Annotated in this window: 21 protein-coding genes and 1 tRNA gene; 7 read left to right on the top strand and 15 right to left on the bottom strand. The window is 58.2% G+C overall.

Annotation, left to right across the window (positions count from 1 at the left end):
- The first annotated feature begins 196 nt into the window (after positions 1-196).
- Together EII23_RS01495 and EII23_RS01490 are read left to right on the top strand one after the other, a co-directional pair.
- A complete protein-coding gene (locus EII23_RS01495; protein ID WP_124791420.1) occupies positions 197-2,608 on the top strand; it encodes a pyruvate formate lyase family protein in 2,412 nt (803 codons plus the stop codon).
- A gap of 80 nt (positions 2,609-2,688) precedes the next feature.
- A complete protein-coding gene (locus EII23_RS01490; protein ID WP_124791418.1) occupies positions 2,689-3,030 on the top strand; it encodes an ErpA-related iron-sulfur cluster insertion protein in 342 nt (113 codons plus the stop codon).
- Between the two features lie 197 nt (positions 3,031-3,227).
- Here EII23_RS01490 and EII23_RS01485 read toward each other — a convergent pair whose 3' ends face one another.
- A complete protein-coding gene (locus EII23_RS01485; RefSeq protein ID WP_124791416.1) occupies positions 3,228-4,718 on the bottom strand; it encodes a sigma-54-dependent Fis family transcriptional regulator in 1,491 nt (496 codons plus the stop codon).
- A 230-nt stretch (positions 4,719-4,948) separates the two neighbouring features.
- Between EII23_RS01485 and EII23_RS01480 the strand changes: the two genes are divergently transcribed.
- Positions 4,949-5,773, top strand: coding sequence for an MBL fold metallo-hydrolase (locus EII23_RS01480; protein ID WP_221620354.1), 825 nt, complete (start codon positions 4,949-4,951; stop codon positions 5,771-5,773).
- Positions 5,774-5,900: 127 nt separating this feature from the next.
- Here EII23_RS01480 and EII23_RS01475 read toward each other — a convergent pair whose 3' ends face one another.
- The 5 genes from EII23_RS01475 to EII23_RS01455 all read right to left on the bottom strand — a co-directional run bounded on the left by EII23_RS01475 (position 5,901) and on the right by EII23_RS01455 (position 11,495).
- A complete protein-coding gene (locus EII23_RS01475; RefSeq protein ID WP_124791412.1) occupies positions 5,901-7,784 on the bottom strand; it encodes an aryl-sulfate sulfotransferase in 1,884 nt (627 codons plus the stop codon).
- A gap of 88 nt (positions 7,785-7,872) precedes the next feature.
- Positions 7,873-8,184 carry a co-chaperone YbbN gene (locus EII23_RS01470; protein ID WP_124791410.1) on the bottom strand — a complete coding sequence of 104 codons (312 nt, stop codon included), beginning with the start codon at positions 8,182-8,184 and terminating at the stop codon, positions 7,873-7,875.
- Positions 8,185-8,198: 14 nt separating this feature from the next.
- Entirely contained in the window at positions 8,199-9,125 is a 927-nt protein-coding gene (locus tag EII23_RS01465) for an NAD(P)/FAD-dependent oxidoreductase (RefSeq protein ID WP_124791408.1), read from the bottom strand.
- A 16-nt stretch (positions 9,126-9,141) separates the two neighbouring features.
- Positions 9,142-10,677, bottom strand: a complete 1,536-nt coding sequence (locus tag EII23_RS01460; protein WP_124791406.1) for an SLC13 family permease — start codon at positions 10,675-10,677, stop codon at positions 9,142-9,144.
- 122 nt (positions 10,678-10,799) lie between these two features.
- Entirely contained in the window at positions 10,800-11,495 is a 696-nt protein-coding gene (locus EII23_RS01455; protein WP_124791405.1) for a Crp/Fnr family transcriptional regulator, read from the bottom strand.
- 331 nt (positions 11,496-11,826) lie between these two features.
- Here EII23_RS01455 and EII23_RS01450 point away from each other — a divergent pair, with 331 nt between their 5' ends.
- Positions 11,827-13,365, top strand: coding sequence for an outer membrane homotrimeric porin (locus EII23_RS01450; protein ID WP_185702268.1), 1,539 nt, complete (start codon positions 11,827-11,829; stop codon positions 13,363-13,365).
- A gap of 62 nt (positions 13,366-13,427) precedes the next feature.
- On the opposite strand, the gene EII23_RS01445 is transcribed toward EII23_RS01450, so the two are convergent.
- A tRNA-Lys gene (locus EII23_RS01445) sits at positions 13,428-13,503 on the bottom strand.
- Between the two features lie 245 nt (positions 13,504-13,748).
- On the opposite strand from EII23_RS01445, the gene EII23_RS01440 reads away from it, so the two are divergent.
- Positions 13,749-14,258, top strand: coding sequence for a nitroreductase family protein (locus tag EII23_RS01440; protein WP_124791403.1), 510 nt, complete (start codon positions 13,749-13,751; stop codon positions 14,256-14,258).
- Positions 14,259-14,281: 23 nt separating this feature from the next.
- Here the strand turns inward: EII23_RS01440 and tilS are convergent, their stop codons facing one another.
- Genes tilS through EII23_RS01415 form a run of 5 tightly spaced genes read right to left on the bottom strand, consistent with a single transcriptional unit; the run spans position 14,282 to position 18,487 of the window.
- Positions 14,282-15,340, bottom strand: a complete 1,059-nt coding sequence (tilS, locus tag EII23_RS01435) for a tRNA lysidine(34) synthetase TilS (protein WP_260424545.1) — start codon at positions 15,338-15,340, stop codon at positions 14,282-14,284.
- Between the two features lie 6 nt (positions 15,341-15,346).
- Complete coding sequence (locus tag EII23_RS01430; RefSeq protein ID WP_124791401.1) at positions 15,347-15,682, bottom strand: hypothetical protein; 336 nt, start codon at positions 15,680-15,682, stop codon at positions 15,347-15,349.
- A complete protein-coding gene (gene hemA, locus EII23_RS01425) occupies positions 15,682-16,971 on the bottom strand; it encodes a glutamyl-tRNA reductase (RefSeq protein ID WP_124791399.1) in 1,290 nt (429 codons plus the stop codon). The genes EII23_RS01430 and hemA overlap by 1 nt, the downstream gene beginning before the upstream one ends.
- A gap of 12 nt (positions 16,972-16,983) precedes the next feature.
- Positions 16,984-17,811, bottom strand: coding sequence for a cytochrome c biogenesis protein CcsA (ccsA, locus tag EII23_RS01420; RefSeq protein ID WP_124791398.1), 828 nt, complete (start codon positions 17,809-17,811; stop codon positions 16,984-16,986).
- Positions 17,798-18,487: a bifunctional precorrin-2 dehydrogenase/sirohydrochlorin ferrochelatase gene (locus EII23_RS01415; RefSeq protein WP_124791396.1), complete on the bottom strand. Its 690-nt coding sequence runs from the start codon at positions 18,485-18,487 to the stop codon at positions 17,798-17,800. Before EII23_RS01415 ends, ccsA begins: the two co-directional genes overlap by 14 nt.
- Positions 18,488-18,683: 196 nt before the next feature.
- Between EII23_RS01415 and EII23_RS01410 the strand changes: the two genes are divergently transcribed.
- Together EII23_RS01410 and EII23_RS01405 are read left to right on the top strand one after the other, a co-directional pair.
- The gene (locus tag EII23_RS01410) at positions 18,684-20,249 is read left to right on the top strand and encodes a lysylphosphatidylglycerol synthase domain-containing protein (RefSeq protein ID WP_124791394.1); all 1,566 of its coding nucleotides are present in this window, start codon (positions 18,684-18,686) and stop codon (positions 20,247-20,249) included.
- A gap of 156 nt (positions 20,250-20,405) precedes the next feature.
- Entirely contained in the window at positions 20,406-21,071 is a 666-nt protein-coding gene (locus EII23_RS01405; RefSeq protein ID WP_185702267.1) for a tetratricopeptide repeat protein, read from the top strand.
- 12 nt (positions 21,072-21,083) lie between these two features.
- Here EII23_RS01405 and recJ read toward each other — a convergent pair whose 3' ends face one another.
- The 3 genes from recJ to pyrF are packed head-to-tail and all read right to left on the bottom strand — an operon-like array spanning position 21,084 to position 24,469.
- Positions 21,084-22,817: a single-stranded-DNA-specific exonuclease RecJ gene (gene recJ / locus EII23_RS01400; protein ID WP_124791390.1), complete on the bottom strand. Its 1,734-nt coding sequence runs from the start codon at positions 22,815-22,817 to the stop codon at positions 21,084-21,086.
- Complete coding sequence (locus EII23_RS01395) at positions 22,814-23,749, bottom strand: lipopolysaccharide assembly protein LapB (protein WP_124791388.1); 936 nt, start codon at positions 23,747-23,749, stop codon at positions 22,814-22,816. The genes recJ and EII23_RS01395 overlap by 4 nt, the downstream gene beginning before the upstream one ends.
- Positions 23,750-23,758: 9 nt before the next feature.
- Complete coding sequence (gene pyrF, locus EII23_RS01390; protein ID WP_124791386.1) at positions 23,759-24,469, bottom strand: orotidine-5'-phosphate decarboxylase; 711 nt, start codon at positions 24,467-24,469, stop codon at positions 23,759-23,761.
- Positions 24,470-24,476 lie beyond the last annotated feature (7 nt).

The raw sequence follows: 24,476 nt of genomic DNA, 5'->3' as shown, positions 1-24,476 counted from the left end.
AGAAGTGAGACAAAGTGTGTTCCCGGTGGAGACACTGGCACGAATCGCGCCGTGCTGCATGGCGACACTTTTTGAATACCTCAACAATATCAATATGTTTATGCGAGATATCTCTTGGCAGACGCTTTGCATAAGACAGGCAAAAACGCTTAACGGAGCCGGGAATTTTCGGCTCCATCCCAGAAGGAGACCAGAAATGGGATACGCAATTGACTGGAGTGATCTGGAACAACGCATCAGTGACCAGAAGGCCGCGCTGCTGGATACGTCGCAGAATATGGATCCGGAGCGCCTGAAATTTCTTGTGGATGCCTATGAGGAGTGCAAGGGGGAAAGCGTCTTTATCACCCGCGCCAAACTGTTTGAAAAGGTGCTGACAAACAAGAAAATCTATCTCGACAACAACCCCATCGTGGGCAGTCTCGCCGGAGGCCGCGCCATGATTTACGCCTACCCCGAGTGGCAGTGCAACTGGATCAAGGACGACCTTGACTCCGACAAGCTGGCTCTTTCCTCTCTTGGGGAGGTGCGCTTTGATGACGATACGAAGGAAACTCTCAAAAAGGTATACAAGGCCTGGAAGGGCAAAACCACCTATGACCGGGCCAACAAACTGTACAAGGACATGTACGGCGGCAATGCCGAACTGCTTGTCAAATGCGGCTGGATTTATCCTGTCAATGACAATTCCACCGGATCTGGTGTGGCCGACTATCCCGCAGTGCTCAACAAGGGGATCCGCGGTTTGCTGGACGATGTGGAGGCCGCCTTCAAGGCCTTGCCCAAGCATGCCGCAAACTGGCCCAAAGTAGAATTTTATCGTGCCTGCAAAATCGCTCTCACCGCGGTTATCACCTATGCCCACCGCTATGCCGATTTGGCGGAAGAAACGGCAAAATCCGAAGACAATCCCAAAAAGAAGGCAGAACTGCTGGAAATCGCCGAGGTCTGCCGCCGTGTTCCCGAATTTCCGGCCCGCAATTTCCGTGAGGCTGTGCAGTCCTTCTGGTTCACACATGTCTGCATCCAGATTGAGCAGTGCGGTTGCGGCCATTCGCTGGGACGGTATGGTCAGTACATGTATCCTTTCTACAAAAAAGATATTGATGAAGGCAATTTGACCAGAGAGCAGATCATCGCCCTTCTCAAGTGCCAGTGGGTCAAGCATCTGGAAATTGCCGTATATCAGGGCGATGCCTACGCCAAATCCTTTTCCGGCCATACCGGGCAGACCATATCTCTGGGCGGCTACACTGCAGACGGCGACGATGCCTCCACCGAACTGGAAGAGTTGATCATGGACACCCAGATCGCCATGAACAATATTCAGCCCACCCTGGCGCTTTTTTATACGTCCAAAATGAAGCCGTCTTATCTGGAAAAGGCGGTGGAGGTGGTGCGCCACGGTACAGGTCAGCCCCAGTTCATGAACATGGATGCCGCTGTGGCCCGTTCGCTGGTGCGTTTTGGTTCACGCGGGATCACGCTGGACGAAGCCCGCACCCTGCCGGTTATTTTCGGATGCGTGGGCACCGGCATGCAGGGCAAGGGCTCCTATGTGACTTTTGAGGGTCAGCCCAATCTCGCAAAGCTGGTGGAATTCACCATGTATAACGGCTATGACCCGCACACACGCAAGCAGGTCTTCCCCGAAGTGAAGGCCGTCGAGGATTGCGCCACTTTTGAAGAGCTCTACGAAACCCTGCTTGTGCATATGGATCATGCCTATGACGCCCAGCGCAAGATCAGCGATCTGGGCAATACCACGCGCGAGCAGGTGGTTCCCAATATCTTCCGTTCCTGCCTGCTGGACGGTTGCATTGAAAGCGGACTGTGCGAAGAAGCCGGCGGTCCCAAATACTCGCAGTCACTGTGCATCACCACCAGCGGCATTGACGCCGTCAATTCGCTCTACGGTATCAAGCATCTTGTCTATGATACCGGCAGACTGACCTGGAAGCAGTTGAAAGAGGCTCTGGCCGCTAATTTCGAGGGTTTCGAAGATATCCGGAAAATGTGCTACGAGGCGCCCAAACACGGTAATGACATTGAGGATGTGGATCAACTCTGCCGCCGCTTCTTCCGCGATGTGGAGCGAATCTACCGTTCGCACGGGCCGGACTACTTCGGCTATGAACCGCATCTGGATCCCTTCTCCCTGTCCTTCCACAATTACTTCGCGGCCATGACGGGGGCGTTGCCCAACGGGCGCCCCAAGGGAGTGGCCCTGACCGATGCCAGCGTTTCCGCCATGCCCGGAACGGACGTCAACGGCAGTACCGCGCTGCTCAAGTCGGCGGCCCAGGCCATCGACACAGTGCGGAACAATTGCAACCACCTGAACATGAAGTTCCTGCCCTCCGTGCTGGAAGGTCCCAACGGCACCCGCACGTTGCTCACTCTGATCAAGACGTATTTTGATCTTGGCGGAGGGCACATCCAGTTCAACTGCGTGGATTCGGAAACCTTGAAGGACGCGCAAGTAAAACCAGAAAATTACAAGGATCTTGTGGTCCGGGTGGCAGGATTCTCCTCTTATTTCACAAGGTTGTACAAAGGTGTGCAAGACGAAATCATCAAAAGAACGGAATACAGAACAGCTTCCTGAGCCTTCTGCGAAATTTTCCGTAATAAATAAGGCGGAAGATACTTCCGCCTTATTTTCCCAAAAAACAAGGAGAATGCGATATGCTGGAAATTACAGTCTCTGCGGAAGTCGTCAAAAAATTCAAAAGTATTTTGTCTGAAGAAAACAATGAGGATGCGGTGTTCCGCATTCGCGAAACCAAGGTCGGTGGCGGTTGCAAAAGCCATATGGAACTTCGCGTAGGCATTGATGAGCGCGAAGATCCCGACGAGGAACAGGAAATCAAGGTGGACGGCCTGCCCTTTGTCGTCAGCAATGAGGTCATTGATTCCTACGGAGAGAAGTTTTCTGTCGCCGCGGACGAGAACGGCATGCCTGCCGTGAAGACGCCGGGGCGGATGCCGGACTGCACCCGGCCTTCGTGCTCACTCGGATCCGCATAGCATTCGCGAAATCAAGGTCAGCGACTGAAAAAAACGTACGGAACTCCGTGCGGGTATCGACGAAGCCGCGAATCCATTTTTCAAAGGAAAAACGGATTCGCGGCTACTATAATGCGATACTTTGCAAACCGTTTCCCTGCTCCTCTTCCCGGTACAGCGAAAAAATACCGTGCAGGCCGACGGTGGGCGACAGAGCGTCATGTATCGTCGTCCCCGAGCAGGTTGTAGGTGCGCAATTTCCGGTACAGTTTGCTTCGCGAGATGCCCAAAAGCTTTGCGGCAAGGGTTTTGTTGTATCTGGTCTTGATCAGGGCCGCCTGCAGGGCGTTACATTCCGCTTGGGCGCTCGCTGCGGTGAGGTTGGCGGGTACAGTCTGATCGTCCGCATGGTTCGGGAGTTTCAGTCCCGGCGCTTCTCTCGTGGCTGCGGTTGTGCATTGCTTCCCGTGCAGATCATGCAGAAAGCGATCCGGCAGATGCTTGAGGGAAAGGGGTGAATCTTCTTCGCCGAGAGTATACAGCGCATAGGTCAGCACATTCTTGAGTTCGCGGATGTTTCCGGGCCAGGGGTACTGGGAAAAAGCTCTGTAAAGAGCCGCATCCACCCGGATTTCCCGTGCGCGCTTGTCTCCTGCGCTGCTTGCGATAAAATGCTTTACGAGCAGCGGGATATCCTCAACGCGTTTTCTGAGAGGCGGGATCTCCAGTTCAAAAATGTTGAGACGGTGGTAGAGATCCTCGCGGAAATTCCCTTTCTGCACCATCTCTTCAAGATTTTTGTTCGTCGCCGAAATCAGCCGGAAGTCGGAGACAATGGGCTTGCCGTTATGGGCGAGCTTCTGTATCTCGCCGCTCTCCAGAACCCGCAACAGCTTTGCCTGCAAAGGCAGAGGCATTTCAGCGATCTCATCAAGAAAAATGGTTCCGGTATCGGCCATTTCAAACTTGCCTTTCAAACCTCCGGTTTTTGCGCCGGTAAAAGCACCGGAGGCATAGCCGAACATTTCCGCTTCCATCAGTTCGTTGGGCAGAGCGGCACAGTTGACGGTGACAAAGGGTTTGTTGCCCCTCTGGCTTGCCATGTGGAGCGCCTGCGCGGCCAGTTCCTTGCCGGTTCCGGACTCGCCTCTGAGAAGAACGGGCTCCTGACTCAGGGCGAAGCGCCGCCCCAGATTCCGCATGGTTTCTATCGCCTGGCTTTCGCCAAGGATTCTTTCAAAGGTACAGAGTCCGCGGATTTTTTTTGTTTCCTGCTGCTCGTAGTAGTTTGCCTGCAATTCCAAGCTGCGTACCGTATCCATCAGCGCCAGGAGCTTGTCCTTGCCGATACTGGTTGAAATACTTTCCACCACCACGCCACGCAAGTTTCCTCTGGTGTCCAGAATGGGGTAGCGAAAGGAAATGCCTTTTGCATTGGTTATGGTCTGGCTGGAGCAGATGACCATCTTGCGCGTGCGGATGGTGCTCATGACGCCAAGTTCACCTGTGAGAAAATAATCTGTAATGTGTTTTCCCAGAATATCCTGAGGAAGGTTGAACATGTCAATGAATGCCTTGTTGCAGTAAAGAAAGTTTCCCTCGGAGGACATCAGGGCTATCCCGCTGTGCAGCAGCTCGAAAATTTCCGTGTTGACGCTTCCCGCTATTTTTTCGAAAGACTCTGCGAGGAGACTCATGGTGTCGTTCATGCGGAACCTCCGATATTCAGTATTCTGTTTTTCGGGATATCCTGACACAATTTGTTTCATTGTCAATATGGGTTACGATTTTCTTGATTGTAATATGCTGATATCATAAAATTGTTTTTGCTTTGTTCGTTTGTCGGGCCGATCCGGAAAGCGCCCCCGCATGTTTTTTCAGCGCACCGGAGAACGGTTTGCGGTAAACGGCCGGTATCCTGCCTTTTTGGAGAATATTTATGGAAAAGCTTGTCGTGCTCGGCACGGGCAATGCTTCGGCCCGCAGGAATTACAATACCTGCTTTGTGCTTGATGACGGCCAGGGCAACCTTCTTCTCGTGGACGGCGGGGGCGGCAACCGTATTTTTGACCAGCTTGACGGAGCGGGAGTAAGCCTTGCCGCAATCCACAGTGCGGTACTGTCCCACGCGCACACCGACCATCTTCTGGGCATGCTCTGGGTGCTACGCGCCGTGGCAGACATGATGCGGCGCGGCGTCTATGAGGGTGAATTTACGCTCTACTGCCATGCGGAACTGGTCAGTTTTGTCAATATGTTCATTGCCATGTCCTTTGATGCTGGCGCACGTTCCCTGTTCGGCGCGCGAATTTTCATGCGTGAAGTTGTGGACGGAGAAACGCTGGACATCGCCGGGCACAGAGTCACTTTTTTTGACTTGGGCAGCACAAAGCTGCGGCAGTTCGGGTTTGCCCTGTCTTTGCATGCGGGGCGCAGGCTGGTGTTTTCCGGCGACGAGCCTTTGTGCCCTGCCGCGTGCGCACTGGTCCATGGCGCGGACTGGCTGCTTGCGGAAGCCTTTTGCCTTTCCGGCGAAGCGGAATACTTTCGGCCCTACGAAAAACACCACAGCACCGTGGCGGACGCCTGCCGTTTGGCGCAGTCTCTGGATGTAAAAAATCTCGTCCTCTGGCATACCGAGGACACACACGGGCCACAACGCAGGCAACTGTATGAGGCCGAGGGACGCCGCTTCTTTTCGGGCAACCTCTTTGTGCCCGACGATCTGGAAACCATCTGTCTTTCCGGAAAAGTGAGGCGGTAGGCCTGTGCAGGATGCCGGAGGGGATCTGGGGCAAAGCTGAAAAGGCAAGCCCTCACTGCACGCAATGAGGGCTTGCCAGAATCGGGATGCGCCTGTCGGTGCGTTGTCGTTTCAGGACAAAACTGCTCTAGCAGAAGAGGGAAACCCCTGTCTGGTAGATCTTGTCTTCAATAAGCACCTTGACGTCGTATCTTCCGGCAAGTCCTTCCTTGCTGATGTTCTGTTTGACGACGCGTTCGTCGGTTTCAAGATACGCGCCGGAGCACATGGCCAGGTGGAAGGTAGCCGCGGTATTGATAAAATAGCCGTGTGTTCCCCCAGCGCCCTGCAGCAGCACCATGACCAGCGCACCGCGCTCGAAGCGACCGTGGAAAACCAGACGGTCTTCATCTTCTTCAATCTTCAGTTGGTGCCAGGAGTCCACGACTTCTTCAACTTCCGGAACATCGGGGATGGTGCCGAAGGGCGGCGTCACACCGAGGCTCCCCAGCAACACACCCTTGCCAAAGGGGGCGTTTTCGCCGTCATGGTAGGGGGAGAGTTTTTCCGCGCGATAAAAGTTGCCGTCCACCTCCAGATAATACATGACCACGCCGTCTTTCTCTTCCACGGTTTTGGAGCAGATGTCCGTGCCGGGCATGGTCTTGGGGTCAATGAAGGCTCCCAGCGCATCGGAGGCATAGCCGTCCTTCCAGCCGATGCCGCCGGAATGGATGAGGTAGTGCCCTTCGCCGTAGTATTCCACGTTGCAGATATAGGGCGAGAAGAAGCTTTCTCCCAGTTCCTTGCCGTACTGCCACACCTGCTCGATTTCCATTTTTTCGGTATTGATCCGGTAGCGCACACCGCGCGAGAAGTTGTCACGGTTTTTGATGTACTTGTCCGGATTTTTGGAGCGGTATTGGCCGTTGTCAAAGCACATGACATCGCCGTCGGGGCAGATGACGCAGGCATGCTGCTCGTACTGCCAGTCGAATTTGGAAAGATCGCCCACGGGCTTGAAGAAATATTTTTTCTGCATCTCTTCGGGCCAGCCCTCGGGGTCGCCGATGATCCAGTTGAGTTTGCCGGTTTCGTAGTCAAAATTGACCACGGCATCCTGGTGGCGGCCGGAGATGGTCAGGGAGTTGGTCTTCTCATCATACCATACGGCGTTGTTGTGGAACCAGTCGTGGGCGTCCTGCGATCCGGAGCCGCCCACGTTCTGCGGCAGTATGGTGGTATAGTCCCATGTGCGCAGGATGTCTCCGGTTTTTCTGTCCAGCAGCACCACCATGTCCTCCACCGTGCCGCGCGTGAAGTCCTGCGTCAGGGCAAGAATATTGCCATCGGCCATTTCAAAGTGATCGTGATGGTAGCAGCCGGGGAGGCGGTATTCCTTGTAGATTTTGCCCAGCAGATTCAGTTCCACAAGGCCCGTGGAGTTATAGGGCATGTGGCAGAAGCGGTGGGAGCCGGTCATGATATGACCGTTCTTCAGCCGCTTGATGTCGAACATGGTGTTGATGGTCAGCATCCAGCGGATGTCGCCTGCATGGTCATAAGCTGTGGGCAGGTTTTTTCCCGCAGGCGTGAGGAACATGAAGTTGGTTCCAAAATAGTTCATGGATGTACTGATGTTGCGACAACGGCAAACATCTTCCGGCAGGGGCTGGGCCGTGACGGAGAAGGTTCTGCTTTCGCCGGTGGAAAGAGCCACAGTCACCCTGGTGTCCGTATTTTCGTGCAGGCCGATGACGGGCAGGGCATGACTGACCCCTTCGGGAAATTTGTGCACAAGGTTTTCGCGGGCATTGCGCCTGCCGTGCACGGTCAGCGTGGCCGAGGCAGGGGATTGCGTTTTGAAGAGAATCAGGGCGCAGAGCGGATTGATGAAGTACGGATTGACCAGCACATGCGCGTTTTCTAACAACGGTTTTTTTTCTTCAAATTCTGCCAGAAAGGCTTCTTCGGCGCGATTCTGACGGGTGATGAGATGATCTTCAAAGGTATGCGTGACGCGATTGTCCATGAGAGTCTCCTGAAAAGTTGAAGGTCCCTGACAGTTCTGCTCCGCCGGTGCGGAGCGCTTTCCACAATGTCGGCACGGGCAGCTGTGGTCAGTTTTTGATTTTTTCGATTTCCTTGGCGATAAGGGGCATTTGTTTCAGGCCTTCAAGGCGGGAAACCTCCTTGCCGTCCTTCATGAACAGCATGGTAGGAAAGCCCTTGACCCCGCAACGCTCCTTGAGTTCCCGGTTTTCGTCAAAATCCACGGTATAGATGGGAAAATCGGGATCGTTTTTGCTGATATCCTTGAGAACAAATGCGAGCATCTTGCACGGCCCGCAGGTTTTGGAATAAAATTCAAGCAGCATTGCGCCGGATTTGTCCAGTGCGTCATAGTCCGCAGTGCCGATTTCCACAATCATGTCCGTCCTCCCGGTTATGTACGCAATGATTCCACATGGGCGGCGGCATTGTGTGCGGCGATGGCCCCGTCGCCGCAGGCCGTGACCACCTGGCGGAGTTGTTTGGCAGTGATGTCGCCTGCCCCGAAGATGCCTTTGCGGCTTGTGCGCATCCGCTCGTCCACAACAATGCAGCCCGTCTTGTCCAGAATGCCGAGGTCAGCGCAGAATCCGGCCGTAGGTTCCAAGCCTATGTACTCGAATACGCCGTCGCACGCCACCGTGCGCTCCACGGCGTCCTCTCCGGTGGAGACAAAACGAACACCTTCCAGACTGTCCGTTCCCAGAAATTCCAGAACACTCTGGTGGGTGTGGATGGAAACGTTGGGCATGCCCCGCAGCTTGTCGCAGGCCGCAGGGTCGGCGGTGAGGTCGAACATGGTGACCATGGTGAGCTTGTTCACAATGCCCGCCAGATAAATGGATTCTTCCACAGCCGAATTGCCGCCGCCAATAACGACCACCTCCTTGCCTCTGTACTGTGCGCCATCGCAGATGGCGCACCAGCTGATGCCCGAACCGGCATGGGCTTCCTCTCCGGGCACACCCAGCCGGCGGGGGCGCGTACCCGTGGCGATGATGACGGCCGCAGCTTCATAGCGGGCATCGTCTTCTTCGCAGACCACGACTTTGCGCCTGCCGTGGTCTTCAATGGCAAGAACGGTTCTGTAGTCAAAATCAGCCCCGGCCTCTTGCGACTGCTCGAACATCTTGATGGCCAGTTCGGCCCCGTTGATAACGCCCACGCCCAGATAATTGGCAATTTCGTTGGTGTTCACAATCTGGCCGCCGGGAGCCAGGCAATCCAGAACAAGGGTCTTCATGTTGGCGCGCGCGGCGTACACGGAGGCTGTCAGCCCGGCTGGTCCGCCACCCACGATAACAATGTCATACGTATTCATGAAATCCTCGGTTCCTCTAAAAGAGTGCCCACGCCAGTGGCATACCCACCACAATGACCACCAGCACCACAACAGCCGATGCAATGACGCTGTGGCGCACAATATGGCGGGTGTCTATCCAGTCGCTGTTGCCGAAAAGCAGTGCCGCGAAGGGAGAGGCCGCCGGCGTGCAGGCCGCAATGAGCACGGCGTAGATGAAGCAGGCCATCATCGGCCCCGGGTTTACGCCAAAGGCATTGGCCACGGCCAGCAGGACGGGCGTGAGTACAAGGCCCAGTACCACCGAATTGCAAAAGTTGGTAAACACAATGCCTATGAGCACTACCGCGATGGAGAAGGTGATGTAGTGCATGCCCGAAAGAAGATCCCGCAGCATGTATTCCATGTACAGAGGCACGTTGGTTCCCTTGCCGGTCATCACCCCGCCCAGCAGAAAGGCCACCGCAATAAGCAGGAATACGCGCCATGCATAGAACCTGTTGGCAACGGAAATATCCACCACCGGCTTGCCTTTGATGAAGACCACACTCAGCAGCAGCGTTGCCAGAATGGAGCCTGCCATGCTGTTTTTGGCCACAAAAGCACCGACCACATTGTCCGTGCCGATGATGGAAGGCAGCAGCAGCCATGAGGCATACAGCAGAAAGTCCATCAGCACCAACTTCTGGCAAGCGTTCATGGGCGGCAGGGGGTCACGACGCAGCACTTCGGGATCAAGCGTGCGCAGGGGGGATATGTCAACGCGGAACACAAAGCGCATCATCAGCAGAAGCAGCGCGATGCAGCAGAGCGAAATGACGAGCGCAAAGCCCAGGTAAGCTGCCGTGTTCAGCACCGGAGCGCCGGAGCCTCCTCCGGCGGCCAAGCTTTGCAGGTTGCTGAGCAGATAGAAAGCTCCACCCTTGAACGGGTCGGAAGCAAAGGAGAGCAGAGCCATGATGGTGACGTACACCGTCATGATGGAAACATAGGAATCGCCTTTCTTGAAACCGGTTTCCTTGAAAACCGTGAACAGCACCGGCCACATGAGAAAGCAGGACGTTATCTGGTCCAGAAAGGCCACAAGAAATGTGGTGAAAAGGAACGTTGCCGTGAATACCCAGGGGCGGCCATTGACGAAGTCGCGTGTCATAAGCCATTTGGCGATCCAGTTGGCGAGGTCGCTGTGGATGATGGCGGCCGCAACCATGATCAAAAAGAAGATCATAACGACCATCGGATTGCCGAAAAACATCTGCAAGACCTGTGGCGCGGGCGCGTAGCCGCTGAAGATCAGCGCTACAATGCCCAGCAGGCCCGGCCAGATGGTATCAACAAATGTCCACAGGTAGATGACTCCGAAAAAAATCATGGAGACAACCATGCCGGTGCGTGTCACACTCAGCAGGAGTCCGCCGTCTGTTGGCGGCAGATTCAGTGCCAGCAGCTTTTCGCTGGGCTCAACAACCATGGAAAGACTGGGCAGAAAATGCCCGGAAAACATGATGGAAAGCCCGATCAAAACGTGCAGGACAGTCATGATCGGCAGTTTGGGGGTTTCTTTCTCCTCCATACAAACCTCCTCAGGGTAGATGCGGCCCGGCGAGAGGCATCATCTTCACGTGTACGTGAGGAGGGGAAAAGAAGACATTAGTCCAGGCTAATTTTGTTATTTTTTTCTCAAATATGTATATGTCAATTCTTCCAGGCCTCCAGCGATGCGGTGCAGCCTGTCGACATCGGCACGGTCAATCCGGCGTCCTTTTTGCGGATGATTCTTTTTTCGCGCAGAGTTTTGAAGATTTTTGCCACGGTGATGGGGTGGATGGAAAGGTGGGTGGATATTTCCGGATAGGTCATGTAGCGCGGCAGGGCATGGGGAGGCTGGTCGTCCATGATGTCTGCGAGCAGGCGGCAAATGCGCTGTCCTGCGGGCAGAAGGGGAGAATTGAAGGCGTGCGTGAGGAGATTGAGTATGTTTTCCGTCAGGGACCGCACCATCAGGGAATGCAGGGGAAGGCTATCGGCAAAGGCTTTTATGAATATCTCGTGCCTGACACGCAGAAAGCGGCAGTTGGTCAGCGCCCGGACGGCAAAAAACTTGCGTGGGACGCTGCGCCTGCGGGTCATGGGGTGGAGGGGATAGAGCCTGGACAGGCTGGGCAGAAAATTGAGGAGTCTTCCCGGTTCAAAATAGATCAGCGTGCTTGTTTCTCCGCACTGCCCGTAGACGCAGAGAGCGCAGCGCCCTTCCTGCAGATAGTAGATATGGTTTTCACGAAGAACTTTGCCCCTGGGCAACAGAAATTCTTCCCCCATGCTGTGCAGCAAGCTTTCGTATTCCGTTGTGTATTTTGTGTCTGCGGAAAGAGCTTCAGGGCCGTACTTCATGTCGTTTCGGTGCCTCATCGCCGCGTGCGCGGTCGTATTCGCATTGTGATACGGCATGTTTTTTCTCCATACCGGGAAGATTTTCATCCGGCAAGACCCGCCGTACCCTAAAACTCCGAGGCTGGAGACGTTCACCTTTTTAACGATTTTCCGAAAAATTCGTTTTGAATTTCAGATTGTTGAAGCACAAATTTCATTGAAAGCGTGAAACTTTCCGAGGCTGTAGGCTTTACAGCGCACCGGTTTTGTGCCAAGAAGAAATATCCTTTTGATATGCGGTTCACGGCGAGAACATCATGTCTGCAATCGACAAGCATATTGGGAGGATGACATGCACTCTTCTTTTTCATCCCGGTTTTTTTTCGGAGCGGGCATCGTTGTTTTGTGCCTGCTTTTCTCTTTTTCCGCTACAGTTCCCGCGCTGGCCGTTGATTTCAAGATTTCCGGCGTCTGGCAGGTGGGCTTTGAGCATTCCAATGTTATCCCGCGTGGCGTCAGGCACAGCGACAGCTTCGGGGCCAAACAGCGTTTTCACCTCCAGTTGGAGGCCATTGCCAGTGAGACTCTTTCCGGAACCGTGCAGTTTGAGTTCGGGGCGACAGACTGGGGCAGGGCGGCCAATGGCGGAGCTTTGGGAGCGGACGGTGTCATCGGCGAAGTCCGGTACGCCTGGCTCGACTGGATGGTTCCGCAAACTGACGTCAAGGTGCGCATGGGGCTGCAACTCCTGCGCCTGCCCGGCGTCCTTTCGCAGTGGGGCTTTGGCCCTGTCTTTGGCAAGGAGATGGCGGGCATCTCGGTTTCCTCGCCCCTCTACAAGAGAGATGGCCTGACTGTCGACGCAACAGCGTTCTGGGCGCGCCCGTACAACGACAATTCCGTGAATACCTATGGCGGGAGTCGCAATACCACCCATCTGGACAACATGGACGTATTTGCGCTTTCTCTGCCGGTGAAGGGCGACGGATTCAGGATCAACCCCTGGGCCATGTACGCGCTTATCGGCCAGTACAGCATGACCGGGGTTTCTGTGCGGGCTGTGGGCGGGGATCCCGGTGTCGTTGCGCCGCGTGGCGGACTGATGCCCATTCTGGGTAACGGCAACAATTATGCATGGTTTCAGACTCGCGGGCTCACCGCTCTGGACCGTGCCTGGGGAGACGGCTTCTGGTTGGGCTTGGCGGGCGATGTGGACATCACCACAGACCTGCGTTTCGGGTTTGAAGGAGGCTACGGTTCTGTCAATATGGGAACTGTGAAAAACTATACGGGCTTCGACGGTACAAGGCGCGATTTTGAGGTACGTCGTGCGGGCTGGTACGCGGGGGCGCGTCTTGACTGGGCGCAGGACTGGGGGGTTCCCGGCATCATTGCCTGGTACGGTTCCGGCGATGACGACAATCCCTGGAACGGCTCGGAGCGCCTGCCCCAGTACAACACGCCCTGGGGCGTGACAGCCCTTGGCTTCGGCGGCGGAACCTATGACGACAATACCTGGAAGGTGCTGGGGCACAATCCCGGCGGCATGGTTGCCGCCATCGCCCAGATCGACAAGATATCCTTTGTGGAAAATCTGAGCCACACCCTGCGCTTCGGCATGTTCTGGGGCACCAACAGCAACGACATGCCGCGCAGGGCCAACATGCCGTGGCCCAACCGCAGCGATGGCCCCATGGCGTACCTGACCACCTCCGACAACGCGTGGGAGGCCAATCTGGTCACTACCTACAAGATTTATGAAAACCTGCAGGTATCCCTTGAAGGAGCCTATGTGCGCCTGAATCTGGACAGCGACACCTGGCGCGGGGCGGAAAAGGCCATGTACAAGGACAATTATCGGGTCTCCGCGGTATTTACCTACACGTTCTGACGTTTCCGCGGACTGCCGCGAAAAAGCCCCTTCCGGCATCTGCCGGAAGGGGCTGAAAATTTTGGTGGGCCATCAGGGACTCGAACCCCGAACCAACTGATTAAGAGTCAGCTGCTCTACCAATTGAGCTAATGACCCGCAACGCTCATGAGCAATTACGCAAATGCCCGCGGTCTGTCAAGCGCAAAGGACAATTTTTTGTTGCTTTTTTTTCGCGGTCTTGGCCTGTATCCTGTGGCCGTGCCGCACATTTCGTCTTGACAGGGAATAGTGCGGACATATCTTTTTCTTGTCGGTTTTTTGCGCAAGCCCTTGCGCAAAAAGGCGGCAGCCAGCGTCCGCAATGCGCGCGGACGGCAACATGCGCATCAGGAGGAATACCCGTGGACATTTTTGAAGCACTGTTCACCCGCCGCAGCATCCGCAGCTTCACCGCCGAAGGCGTGAGCGAAGAAGATCTGGATATGGTGCTTCGGGCGGCCATGGCGGCCCCCAGCGCGCACAACAGCCAGCCTTGGCATTTTGTGGTGGTGCGTGACGAAGAAGTGCGCAAGGCCGTGGCCGCACGCCACCCGTACGCCAAAATGGCGGCTGATGCGCCGGTGGTGATCGTGGTCTGCGCAAACCCGGCGGAATGCAAGGAAGAAGGCTTCTGGCAGCAGGACTGCTCCGCAGCTCTGGAAAACATCCTTCTGGCCGCGCGCGGCAAAAATCTGGGCACGGTCTGGTGCGGCATGCACCCGATGGAAGACAGGGTGGAGCCTGTGCGGGAAATCCTCGGCATTCCTGCCGGGATCAACATTCTGGGGCTGGTGGTCATGGGCCATCCGGCGCAGCCTTTCCGCAAGGTTGACCGCTACAAGGCGGAAAAAATCCATTTTGACCGCTGGTAGCCCGAACGCAGTCCCGAGAACGTTCAGTTTTTGCGCAGGCAAAAGCGGATGCTGCCGCCCGCAAGCAGGGCTTCTGTGCCGCCGGGCAGTTGAAAGCGGGTATTGCCCCGCCCCTGCTCCAAAGCCTGATCCAGGGCCAGCAGGGTCTGCGCCCGCGCCTGTCCCTTGCCTGAAGCATGGCGGCGCAGAACGCGCATGTAGAGGCGCAGGCGCGCGGCGGGGTGCAGACCGCGCAACAGTGGCGCGGGCAGGGTCAGGCTTGCGCCGTCCGGATCTGCCTGCCAGGGATGCTCCGCCAGGCGGCTGTCCAGCAGGCTGTCCCAATAGTCTTGGTCAATGCGGGCCAACTGCCAGAGAGTGTGCACGCTTTTTTCCAGAGACGGATTTTCCGCGCGCAGCAGGGGCAGGGCATCAAGCCGCAGGCGGTTGCGCCGGAATTTTTTGTCTTCATTGCTGGCGTCAGTGCGCCAACCGATGCCGCACTCGGTGAGCAGGGCCTTGAGCGCCTGCGGTTCCACAGCCAGCAGGGGCCGCAGTATGTGCCGCTTGTCATCGCGGGCGGGCATGCCGCCCAGAGCGGGCCAGCCGGTTCCGCGCACAAGGCGGAGCAAAACATCCTCGCTCAGGTCTGCGGCATGGTGCCCCAGCACAATATGATCCGCCTTGTGTTCTTGCCGCTCTTCTTCCAGCAGAGCATAGCGCAGCCGCCGTCCCGCGTCTTCCAGCCCCAGTCCCTCGCGCTGTGCCATGGCGGCCACATCTGCGGCGCGGGCGGAACAGGGAATGCCCAGAACCCGGCACAGGTTCAGCGCATGGGCTTGATCCTGCGCGGCTTCGGGGCGCAGGCCGTGGTTGAGGCTCATGCCCCGCAAATTCAGGCCGAGTCCGGGCGTGAGAACGTGCAGGATGACAGCCAGAGCCGTGGAGTCTGCGCCGCCGGAAAGGGCCAGCAGCAAACGGGAGTAGGGCTTCAGGCGCAACTGGCGCAGGCAGAAGCGCCGCACATTCAGGCAGAGGCGGGCCGCCTGGGGCGAAAGGTCTTGCAGGCGGGGAGGGGGCGGCAGGGAGTCCGGGCGGGGCATGGCGCGTCAGTGGGCAATGTCCAGACCGGTCAAAAACTGCTCCAGCCAGTCGATCATATGGCTGCGAAGCCCGCTGTGGGCCTGAAGCACGCAGTCGCAGTGCATGCGCCCCCGTGCCCGTACCAGAAGCTCCAGCCGCAGGGCATGTTCTTCCACTTCCAGTCCCATGACGTGGGGGCCGCAGCTTTCCTTGTGCTCACGCTGCACGGGAGAAAGCTTTTCCGGGGGAACAGGCAGCCAGAACAGGCCGTCCATACCCGAAGCCAGTTCCATGTCCGCAAGGGCGGCGGTCAGTTTGCGCGTGTCTTCTGTGGAAAGTTCGTCAATGGCGTACCAGCGCATCAGGAATTCTCCGAGTACATACAGCCCTTGTCCAGATTGAAGATGCGCCGCACCGCGTTGATGCGCGGGTCGCTCCCTTCCTGGGCCATGCCGTCCTGCTTGAGAAACATGATGGGGTCGTGGTTCAGCTTGCGCACCAGAGAACCTACCAGTGCCAGCAGGGCATCGCGGGTTTCGTCGGAAACCGGCCCCAGCCTTTTGAGGGTCTTGGCCAGTTCTTCCTGTCCCAGGCGCTCGCCGCGCTGGATGAGGTCAATGATGGTGGGCTGTACGTCAAGGCTGGACAGCCAGCGCCCGAAGGAAAGTACTTCCTCGTTGACGATCTTTCCGGCCTTGACGGCTTCTTCCTTGCGCGTGGCGAGGTTTTCCTCCACCACTTCCTTGAGGTCGTCAATGTCGTACAGATAGACGTTGTCCAGTTCGTTGACATCCGGGTCAATATCGCGCGGCACGGCAATGTCGATAAAAAACATGGGGCGATTTTTGCGCGCCTTGAGCACGGGGCGGAGGTCGCTTGCGCGGAGGACGGGATCACGGGAGCCTGTGGAAGTGATGATGATGTCCGCTCTGGTCAGTTCCGCCCCCATTTGTTCAAAGGGAACGGCGCGGCCGCGAAACTGTCGTGCCAACTCCTGCCCGCGTGCCAGCGTGCGGTTGGTCACCACGATTTCGTCAATACCGGCCTGCAAAAGGTGCATGGCAGCCAGTTCCGCCATTTCCCCCGCGCCGACCAGCAGGGTTTTGTGCCCCTTCATGTCGCCGAAGATGCGTTTGGCCAACTCCACAGCGGCATAGCTGATGGAAACCGCGCTGGATGCGATGGCTGTTTCCGTGCGCACCCTCTTGGCTACCGAAAATGCCTTGTGCAGAAGGCGGTTGAGGATGACACCCGTGGTGTGGCTCTGGATGGCGTTGCGGTAGGCCGTCTTGATCTGTCCCAGAATCTGCGGCTCGCCCAGCACCATGGAGTCCAGGCTGCTGGCCACGGAGAACAGGTGGCGCACGGCTTCGAGATCCTTGTGTACATAGATGTAGGGGTGCAGGTCTTCCGGTTTGGCATTGCAGAGCCGTGCCCAGTTGTCGAGCATCTGCCCCTGGGTATCGCCGTTGCCTGTGGCCAGCAGTTCCACGCGGTTGCAGGTGGAAAGGATCAGGCTTTCGCTCACCGCGCCGCTGCACGGCAGAGCCCGGATTGCTCCGTCACCGTTGCTGCCCAGGGAAAAACGCTCCCTGATGTCCACGCCGGCCGTGCGGTGGTTGAGGCCCACAAGAAGAATGGTGCGGTTCATGTCAACGCCCGGTCAACGCTTGGTGAATGCGTGGTGCGTTTCCATGACGGTATTCACCACAGTGATGGAAAAAAGACAGAGAAGAAAAATGAGCACCGCCAGTTGCGCCGGTTTGCGCCCCTTCCAGCCGCGTGTCAGGCGGTTGCTGAAAAGGGCCGCCAGCAGCAGCCAGACAAGAATGCTGAACACTTCCTTGGGGTCACCGCTCATGGTCGTGCCGAAAACGGGCTTTGCCCAGACAAGCCCTGACACAAGGCCCAGCGTATAGAGAGGAAAGGCCGCCGCCGTGGTCATGGAGTTGATCCTGTCCAGCACGGAAAGTCCCGGCATGTCCTGCCAGAAACCCTTGATGTACTGCTTGCGCTTGATGCGCAGATCAGTGAGCAGAAACAGGGCCCCGGCAGCGAAGGACAGGGCCAGCAGGCCCAGGCTGAGGAACAGGGCACCGATATGCAGGGCGTAAAAGGAGGCCGTGAGCGAGGGAGGAGCCTGCACCACTGCGCCCAGATAGGGCGCTGACACGGCAAAGAGCATGAGCCCCAGAGGGGCGGCAAAAATCAGCGCGGATTCCTGCCGGAATTTTGCCAGAACACCCATGCCGCAGAGCACCACAAACCAGGCCAGCATCTGCAAATACGCCCCCAGGCTCAGGCCGTCGGGCAGTGTGCGGTGAAAGCCCATCAGCAGCATGAAGGTCTGGCTGGCAAAGCCGGTACAGGCCAGAACACAGCCCAGCCTGCGCCAGAAGGGCCTGCGCGCCAGCACGCCCCCGATGCCCGCTGTGCTGGCAAGGCAGTACAGCGTCAGGGTGATGCCGGTGGAAAGTTCAGGAGAGATCATGGAGCAACTCCGTGATATGGGCGTGCAGATCCGGCGGAAGCTCCTCCAGCAGGTAGCGGCGGCAGCTTTCATGGTCGTTGTGCGCCAGCCAGTCCTGCAGGGGGGAGGCGGCCAGTTTGCGGAACAACTGTGTATTTTGCCCTTTCCCGGCAGGCAAGGCAAGGGCCAGGGGGCGCAGACGGCCCAGAAGCTTTGCCAGTTGTGCCCGCGGAGCGAGCCAGAGTTCCAGTTCGCGTTTCCAGCGCCGGGCCAGCGCCGGGCTTGTGCCGCTGGTGGAAAGGGCGGCTGCCAGCGGCGCGTGCCGTGCCACGGCGGGCACATGAAACGTGCCCTGTTCCGGGTCACTGGCGCTGTTGCAGAGAATGCCGCGCATGCGGCAAAGGTTCGCGATACGCCGGTTTTCTCCAGCGTCTCCCGTGGCGGCAAAGACCAGAAAACGGCCGGAAAGATCCTCCTCCGTGCAGGCACGCCGGGCAAAACTGACCCGCACGTCCCGGAGGAGACATTGCCCCTCGGCGTCCGGCGGGCAGAGGTCCAGCACCAGCACCGAGGCGGGGCCGCAGGCCAGAAGGCCGCCGAGCTTGCGCTGCCCCACGGAACCGAATCCCGCCACCAGACAGTGGCAGTTTGCCAGCGAGAGATAGAGCGGATATGGCGGTGCGGTGGTATGCTGCATGGCGCTTCCGGACAGGGAATGCCATATTCTAACAGCAGGTCGGGCACTTTGCAAAGTTTTGGCCGCGAAAGAAAAATTTCTTGCCGCGCATTTTTCCCCGCCCCGCCGCTCCGGGGCTTGCGTGGCAGAAGTGCAGCGTATAGAATGGCAAAAAAGCGGAAAGATTCTTCCGCGTTCTTTTCTGTATCACGAAAGCATGAAAAAATATTTTCGCTATCTCGGGCCGCTTCTGGTGACAGCCATTTTTCTTCTGGCTGTCCATCTTTTGTATCACAAGCTCAAGGCATACAGCATTGCGCAGATCCGTCACAGCCTGGAGCAGATCTCTCCGGAGCGCATTGCTGTTTCCCTGCTGATCATGGTTGCCAGTTATCTCATTCTTGTGGGCTATGACTGGTTGGCCCTCAGGGCCATACACAAAAAACTGCCCCTGCTGCGCGTGGGGCTGGTTTCTTTTGTGGGGCAGGCCGTGAGCTACAATTTCGGGGCGCTTTTGGGGGGGACCAGCGTCCGCTACCGTTTTTATTCCGCCTGGGGCTTCTCTCTCACAGACATTGTGCGCCTGGTGCTCATGCTGGCGGTCACGTTCTGGGTGGGCGCTCTGGGCCTGTGCGGGCTGATTTTCATGGTGGCTCCGCCGACCATCCCCGAAGCCCTGCTGGCAAACATGCCCCTGAAGGATGTGCGCATTCTTGGCGTGGTGCTTTTTGCGCTGGCCTGCATCTACCTTGTGCTCTGCTGTGTTGTGCGCAGGCCGGTACACGTTTTCGGCAAGGAATTTGTGTTTCCCCCGCCCAAAATCGCCTTTGCCCAGGCGCTGGTCGCCAGTGTGGACATCATTGCGGCAGCCGCCTGCATGTATGTGCTCCTGCCCGGAGATATGGGCGTGAGCTTCATGGACTTTCTGCCCAGCTACCTCATGGCGCAGGTGGCTGTGGTGCTCACGCACATTCCCGGTGGCGTGGGCGTTTTTGAACTGGTCATCCTGCACCTGACCCACACCACGCACGAGCAGATGGTGTTTGCGGCCGTACTGCTTTTTCGGCTGATCTACTTCATCATTCCCCTTCTGGCGGCCGCCCTGCTGCTGGTTGTGTACGAGATGCGCCAGAGGCGCGGTGTGCTGCGCGATGCCGGGCGCTGGTTTTCGGTGCTTTCGCATTCTGTCTCGGCCTATGCCGTCTTTGTGGCGGGCATCATCCTGCTGGCATCCTCCCTGTTGCCTCCGGCGCACCATGCTTTGGCCTTGGCGGAAGAATTTCTTCCATACCGGCTTGTGGCTGTGGGGCATTTTGTGGCTGCGGTCGCGGGGGCGGCGCTGCTCTTTGTTGCCCATGGTCTGGAAAGGCGGCAGAAAAGGGCTTTCCGCATGGCTGTCTGCTTTCTGGTTCTGGGGATAGCGGGAGCTTTGCTGCACGGTTTTTCGTGGATTGCGGCGTCCATGGTCTGCGTGGTTCTGCTGACGGTCTGTCTGGCGCAGCGGCGTTTTTACCGTTCTTCCTTTTTCTGGGAGGAGGCCCTCCCCGCCCACTGGCTGGGAGGGGCTTTGGCTGTTCTGGCGCTGGCCGTCCTTGTTGCCTGGACACTCTACCATCCCTCATGGAACAAGGCCGCCCAGTGGGGATTTGACCGCCCCCATATGGCGGCACAGACGGCCTATGCCTTTGCGGGCATCGGCATGGGGCTTGGCCTTTCCTGGATTTGGCGCGTCTTTTTGCGCTTCCGGGCGCGGCAGCGTTTTGCCGCGTCCCCAAGGCGCTAGCTGGCGGGCTTGGCAACAAAGAGAAATCTGTCGTTTTTCCTGGCGGATGTATCTGCGCCTACTTTTTCCCTTGGCTGCGGCGCGCTGTGCAGGCGCAGAACAAGGCCGCGCTTTTCTGCCGTGACTTTCTTGCGGCACACTCAAAGGATGGCATGTATGGAAAAACTTGTTCGGAGCGCTGTGCTCGCTGTTTTTGCAGCCTGTTGCGCTCATTGGGGCGGCCCGGTTTTCGCGCAGGAAGCCCGTGCGGTACTGGAAGAAGCCTGGCGGGCGTACAACATCGGGCAGTATGCAAAGGTTGTGGAGATGGTGCAGCCTCTGGCCGTGGAGGGCAACGCCCGCGCGCAGGTTCTTCTGGGGCGTTGCCACGAAAACGGCTTGGGCGTTCCCCAGGACATGGCGGTGGCGGCCAAATGGTACCAACTGGCCGCAGAACAGAACGACAGTGAGGCGCAGGTTCTGCTGGCTCACCAGTACGAGCTTGGCATCGGGTTGCCTGCCAACGAGGCCGCTGTGGCGGACCTCATGAAACGCGCGGCGACCGCAGGCAATGCCGAAGCACAGTTCAATCTTGCCCTGTACCACAGCCAGGGGCGCTACGGTTTCCCCAAGGATCAGGCAGAGAGTTTCCGCTGGGCCAAGGCCTCCGCTGCGCAGGGTTTTGCGCAGGCGCAACGCTATGTGGGCGCCTGCTACGAGTTTGGCGTGGGCACGCCGAAAAATCCGGAGGAATCCGCCCTGTGGTACGGCAAGGCTGCTGCCCAGGGGCTGGAAAAGGACGGGAGCGTTTTTACCATCGTGCGGGAATATTCTCTCCCGTAGGATGGTTCGGCGTCAGGCCGGCCGCCAGTCCTTGATGGCGATATCCACGGAGGGAACCCCGTTGTAGGCGTCAATCCTGGGCGTGTAGGCAATGCGGATATGCTGGCTCACAAGGCTGGGCGGCAGGTCTTTTGCCATGCGCCAGGCCTTGGCCGCAAGGGTGACGCCGCTTGCGCTGTCGGTCAGGCGCAGCAAAACATGCTCACGGCTTCGCCCGAGGAAAGAGCGTTCCCGAACCTCAAGCGGCGGCGATGCGAAAACAGGCTCCCTGTTGCCCGGCCCGAAGGGTTGCAGGAGTTGCAGTTCCTTGAGAAAGGTCAAATCCCCGGCTTGGGCGAACGTGAGTTCGCCTTCCAGAGTAAGGCTCGGATCCAGGGGGGAGGGGCCGAGATTTTTTTCCGTAAGGGTTTCAAATGCGGCACGGAATTTTTCCAGATTTCCCGGAGCAATGCGCACACCGGCTGCCTGGCGGTGCCCCCCGAAACCCAGCATGCAATCGGCCATTTGCGCAAGCCCGGCGTACAGGTCAAACTCACGCACGGAGCGTCCCGACCCCTTGAGGCTGTCCTGATCATCGCAGAGAACGATGGTGGGGCGGTAAAATTCTTCCATGATGCGTGAGGCCACAATGCCGATGATACCCGGATGCCAGTCCGGGCCATAGAGCACCAGCCCCGCGCGCGGCTCTCCGGCAAGGAGGGCTTGTGCCTGTGCGCGGGCCTCAAGGTGGATTCTGTCTTCTTCCGTACGCCGCCGGGTATTGAGTTCGTCCAGTTCCTGCGCCAGACGGGTCGCCTCCGCGTGGTTTTTTTCGCGCAGGAGGCGCAGTGCGGTCTGCGCCTGCCCCATGCGCCCCGCAGCGTTGATCCGCGGCGCCAGACGAAAAACCACCTGCCCGCTGGTCAGTGCGGCGGAGGCGTCTATCCCGCTGACGGTCTTGAGTGCCGCCAGACCGGGGCGGGAGGGGCTTGTCATGCGTTGCAGGCCCCCGCGTACCAGCACACGGTTTTCTCCGGCAAGGGGCATGACGTCCGCCAGTGTTCCCAGCGCGACCATGTCCAGACAGTCGCTCATGGGGTGGCGTTTGCCGGTATGCGCGGCAAGAAGCTGGTTGACCGCTCCCATGAGGTAGAAAGCAACCCCCACACCCGCCAGATGGGGGCAGGGCACATTTTCCGGCGGATGCAGGCGCGGATTCCAGATCGCGTGCGCGGGCGGCAGGCTGTCGGGGGGCAGATGGTGGTCTGTAAGTACAACGGTCATGCCCAGTTCACGGGCGCGCCGGACTGCATCCACATCGGAGATGCCGCAGTCCACCGTGAGCAGAATGCCGCATCCCTGTTCCGCCAGCATTTCCATGTACGGAATGTTGAGTCCGTAGCCCTCGCGCATTCTGTCCGGTATGTGCCAGCGGGCTTCGATGCCGTGGCTTTCCAGCACATCCAGAACAACGGTGGCGGCGGTGATGCCGTCAACGTCATAATCTCCCCAGACGGCCAGCTTCTTCCCCGCCAGCAGGTTCTCTGCCAGCAGGCGGGCGGCTTCCGGTATCTGCGGCCAGCTTTCGGGCGGGGTCAGCGAGCCAAGGCGGGCGGACAGAAAGGCGTTGATGGCATCCTTGTCGGCAAAGCCCCTGCGCCAGAGAAGCTCCAGCAAAAGGGGCGAGATGCCCAGTTCTTCGGCCCAGTGCTGCGGGGGCGCGGAGGCGCGGCCTGCGGGCGGGGTGCGCAAAATCCAGTTTTTCATTGCGGCTGTGTTGCCGTTTTTTCGGGGGTTGCGGGCGCTGCGGAAGTTGCGGGGCTTGCAGGGGCTGCGGGAGTTGCGGAAGCGGCGGGGGCTTCCTGACTTGCCGCCTGTATGGCGGCCCGGACGGCGTCCATCTTGTCCGCCGGGATCATGTTGTGCTGGATGAGCCAGGCCAGAAATTTGAGCGACATGGCATGCCGCGGGGCAAGTTCCAGAGCGCGCAGCAGATTGTCGGCGCATCCCTGCATGTCCTTGAGTTCCAGCAGAACGCGGGCCATGTTCATGTAGAGGTTCTCGTCGTTCTTGGTCAGTTCCAGAGCGCGTTGATAGTAGCTCAGCGCCTGGTCGAGCATTTTGTTTTTGCGCAGGTTGATGCCGAAGTTGTTGAAAAGATGGCTGTGTTCCTCCTCGAATGTGCCTTCCAGATTGAGCAGGCGTTCAAAAATGTCCTGTGCCTTGGCCGTGTCGCCGCGCTCCAGATAGGTGAGGCCGATGCCAAAATTGGCGCGCACATTTTCTTCGTCGATCTTGAGCGCGCGCGAATACTCGTATTCGGCGGCAAGGGTTTCGCCCTTGTCCCTGTGTTCGTCACCGTTCGTGACGTTTTTTTGCATTTCCATCATCTTGGGAAAGACGGAGTTGAAGTAGAACTCCGGTTCGGGCGAAAACTTGCTGATCAGTTCGTCCATGGTGATCTTGCGTTTGGGGCCGCTGGGCACATAGTTGGCGTTGAGGGGCTGGCAGTGTATTTCGTCCCCTTTCTGTTCGGCATACCAGAAGGACTTCTGGACGGTCTTGCGCGTTGTCGTGCCTGTGCCCACTTTGCGGATTTCCTGCGTGGAAAAAACGCCGCGCACCTCTGTTTTGCCGGGGGCGGAGGAGGCTGTGGCGGAAGAAGGGGCCGTTTGCGGGGACTCTGCGTGCGACGACATGACAAGACCTCATGGAGCGGCGGATGTTATTTCCTCAAGTATGGCCTGCGCGGCTTCTGCCGGATCGGCGGATGCCGTAACGGGCCTGCCCACAACAAGATAGTTCGCCCCCTCCATGACGGCATCGGCGGGAGTCATGACGCGCCGCTGGTCTGTCGCAGGGGATCCTGCCGGGCGGATGCCCGGACAGAGGCGGAGAAGCTCCGGGCAGGCGGCCCTGACCGCACTTGCTTCGTGCGCCGAGCAGACAACGCCGTCCAGATTCCAGTCAGCCGCGCACCTGGCCAGCGTCAGGGCAAAATCGGCCGGGGGCACGCTGATGCCCGGCATTTCTCCGGCGGCAAAGCTGGTCAGCGCGGTAACGCCGAAAATCAGCGGGCGGTTTGGCGCGGCGTGAACTGCCTCAACCGCTGCCCGGCACATGCGCTCTCCGCCCTGACAGTGGACGGTCAGCAGGCGCACGCCCGCAGCAGCCGCAGCCTTGACGGCCTGGGCGACAGTATGGGGGATATCGTAAAATTTGAGATCCAAGAAGACATGGTAGCCCAGGCGGTGCAGCTCCTCAAGAAAGTCAGGCCCGGCAAGGGTAAAGACCTCCATGCCCACCTTGCACCAGCGAACCGTGCCCCGCAGCTTGAGGGCCATGTCCAGAGCCGCCTTTCTTGTCGGCAGATCCAGGGCGACGATCAGTTGGGCTTTGGTGGCGTCCGCGTGCGGCATGGGCATC

This window comes from Desulfovibrio sp. OH1186_COT-070 (genome assembly GCF_003860215.1).
Taxonomy (GTDB): Bacteria; Desulfobacterota; Desulfovibrionia; order Desulfovibrionales; family Desulfovibrionaceae; genus Desulfovibrio.
This window is presented reverse-complemented; position numbering and strand designations above follow the sequence as displayed.

What these genes read in the sequence shown, in the direction of transcription:
- EII23_RS01495 (WP_124791420.1), top strand. Translation starts at nt 197, where the DNA reads ATGGGATACGCAATTGACTGGAGTGATCTGGAACAACGCATCAGTGAC.
- EII23_RS01490 (WP_124791418.1), top strand. Translation starts at nt 2,689, where the DNA reads ATGCTGGAAATTACAGTCTCTGCGGAAGTCGTCAAAAAATTCAAAAGT.
- EII23_RS01485 (WP_124791416.1), bottom strand. Translation starts at nt 4,718, where the DNA reads ATGAACGACACCATGAGTCTCCTCGCAGAGTCTTTCGAAAAAATAGCG.
- EII23_RS01480 (WP_221620354.1), top strand. Translation starts at nt 4,949, where the DNA reads ATGGAAAAGCTTGTCGTGCTCGGCACGGGCAATGCTTCGGCCCGCAGG.
- EII23_RS01475 (WP_124791412.1), bottom strand. Translation starts at nt 7,784, where the DNA reads ATGGACAATCGCGTCACGCATACCTTTGAAGATCATCTCATCACCCGT.
- EII23_RS01470 (WP_124791410.1), bottom strand. Translation starts at nt 8,184, where the DNA reads ATGATTGTGGAAATCGGCACTGCGGACTATGACGCACTGGACAAATCC.
- EII23_RS01465 (WP_124791408.1), bottom strand. Translation starts at nt 9,125, where the DNA reads ATGAATACGTATGACATTGTTATCGTGGGTGGCGGACCAGCCGGGCTG.
- EII23_RS01460 (WP_124791406.1), bottom strand. Translation starts at nt 10,677, where the DNA reads ATGGAGGAGAAAGAAACCCCCAAACTGCCGATCATGACTGTCCTGCAC.
- EII23_RS01455 (WP_124791405.1), bottom strand. Translation starts at nt 11,495, where the DNA reads ATGAAGTACGGCCCTGAAGCTCTTTCCGCAGACACAAAATACACAACG.
- EII23_RS01450 (WP_185702268.1), top strand. Translation starts at nt 11,827, where the DNA reads ATGCACTCTTCTTTTTCATCCCGGTTTTTTTTCGGAGCGGGCATCGTT.
- tilS (WP_260424545.1), bottom strand. Translation starts at nt 15,340, where the DNA reads ATGCCCCGCCCGGACTCCCTGCCGCCCCCTCCCCGCCTGCAAGACCTT.
- EII23_RS01430 (WP_124791401.1), bottom strand. Translation starts at nt 15,682, where the DNA reads ATGCGCTGGTACGCCATTGACGAACTTTCCACAGAAGACACGCGCAAA.
- hemA (WP_124791399.1), bottom strand. Translation starts at nt 16,971, where the DNA reads ATGAACCGCACCATTCTTCTTGTGGGCCTCAACCACCGCACGGCCGGC.
- ccsA (WP_124791398.1), bottom strand. Translation starts at nt 17,811, where the DNA reads ATGATCTCTCCTGAACTTTCCACCGGCATCACCCTGACGCTGTACTGC.
- EII23_RS01415 (WP_124791396.1), bottom strand. Translation starts at nt 18,487, where the DNA reads ATGCAGCATACCACCGCACCGCCATATCCGCTCTATCTCTCGCTGGCA.
- EII23_RS01410 (WP_124791394.1), top strand. Translation starts at nt 18,684, where the DNA reads ATGAAAAAATATTTTCGCTATCTCGGGCCGCTTCTGGTGACAGCCATT.
- EII23_RS01405 (WP_185702267.1), top strand. Translation starts at nt 20,406, where the DNA reads ATGGAAAAACTTGTTCGGAGCGCTGTGCTCGCTGTTTTTGCAGCCTGT.
- recJ (WP_124791390.1), bottom strand. Translation starts at nt 22,817, where the DNA reads ATGAAAAACTGGATTTTGCGCACCCCGCCCGCAGGCCGCGCCTCCGCG.
- EII23_RS01395 (WP_124791388.1), bottom strand. Translation starts at nt 23,749, where the DNA reads ATGTCGTCGCACGCAGAGTCCCCGCAAACGGCCCCTTCTTCCGCCACA.
- pyrF (WP_124791386.1), bottom strand. Translation starts at nt 24,469, where the DNA reads ATGCCGCACGCGGACGCCACCAAAGCCCAACTGATCGTCGCCCTGGAT.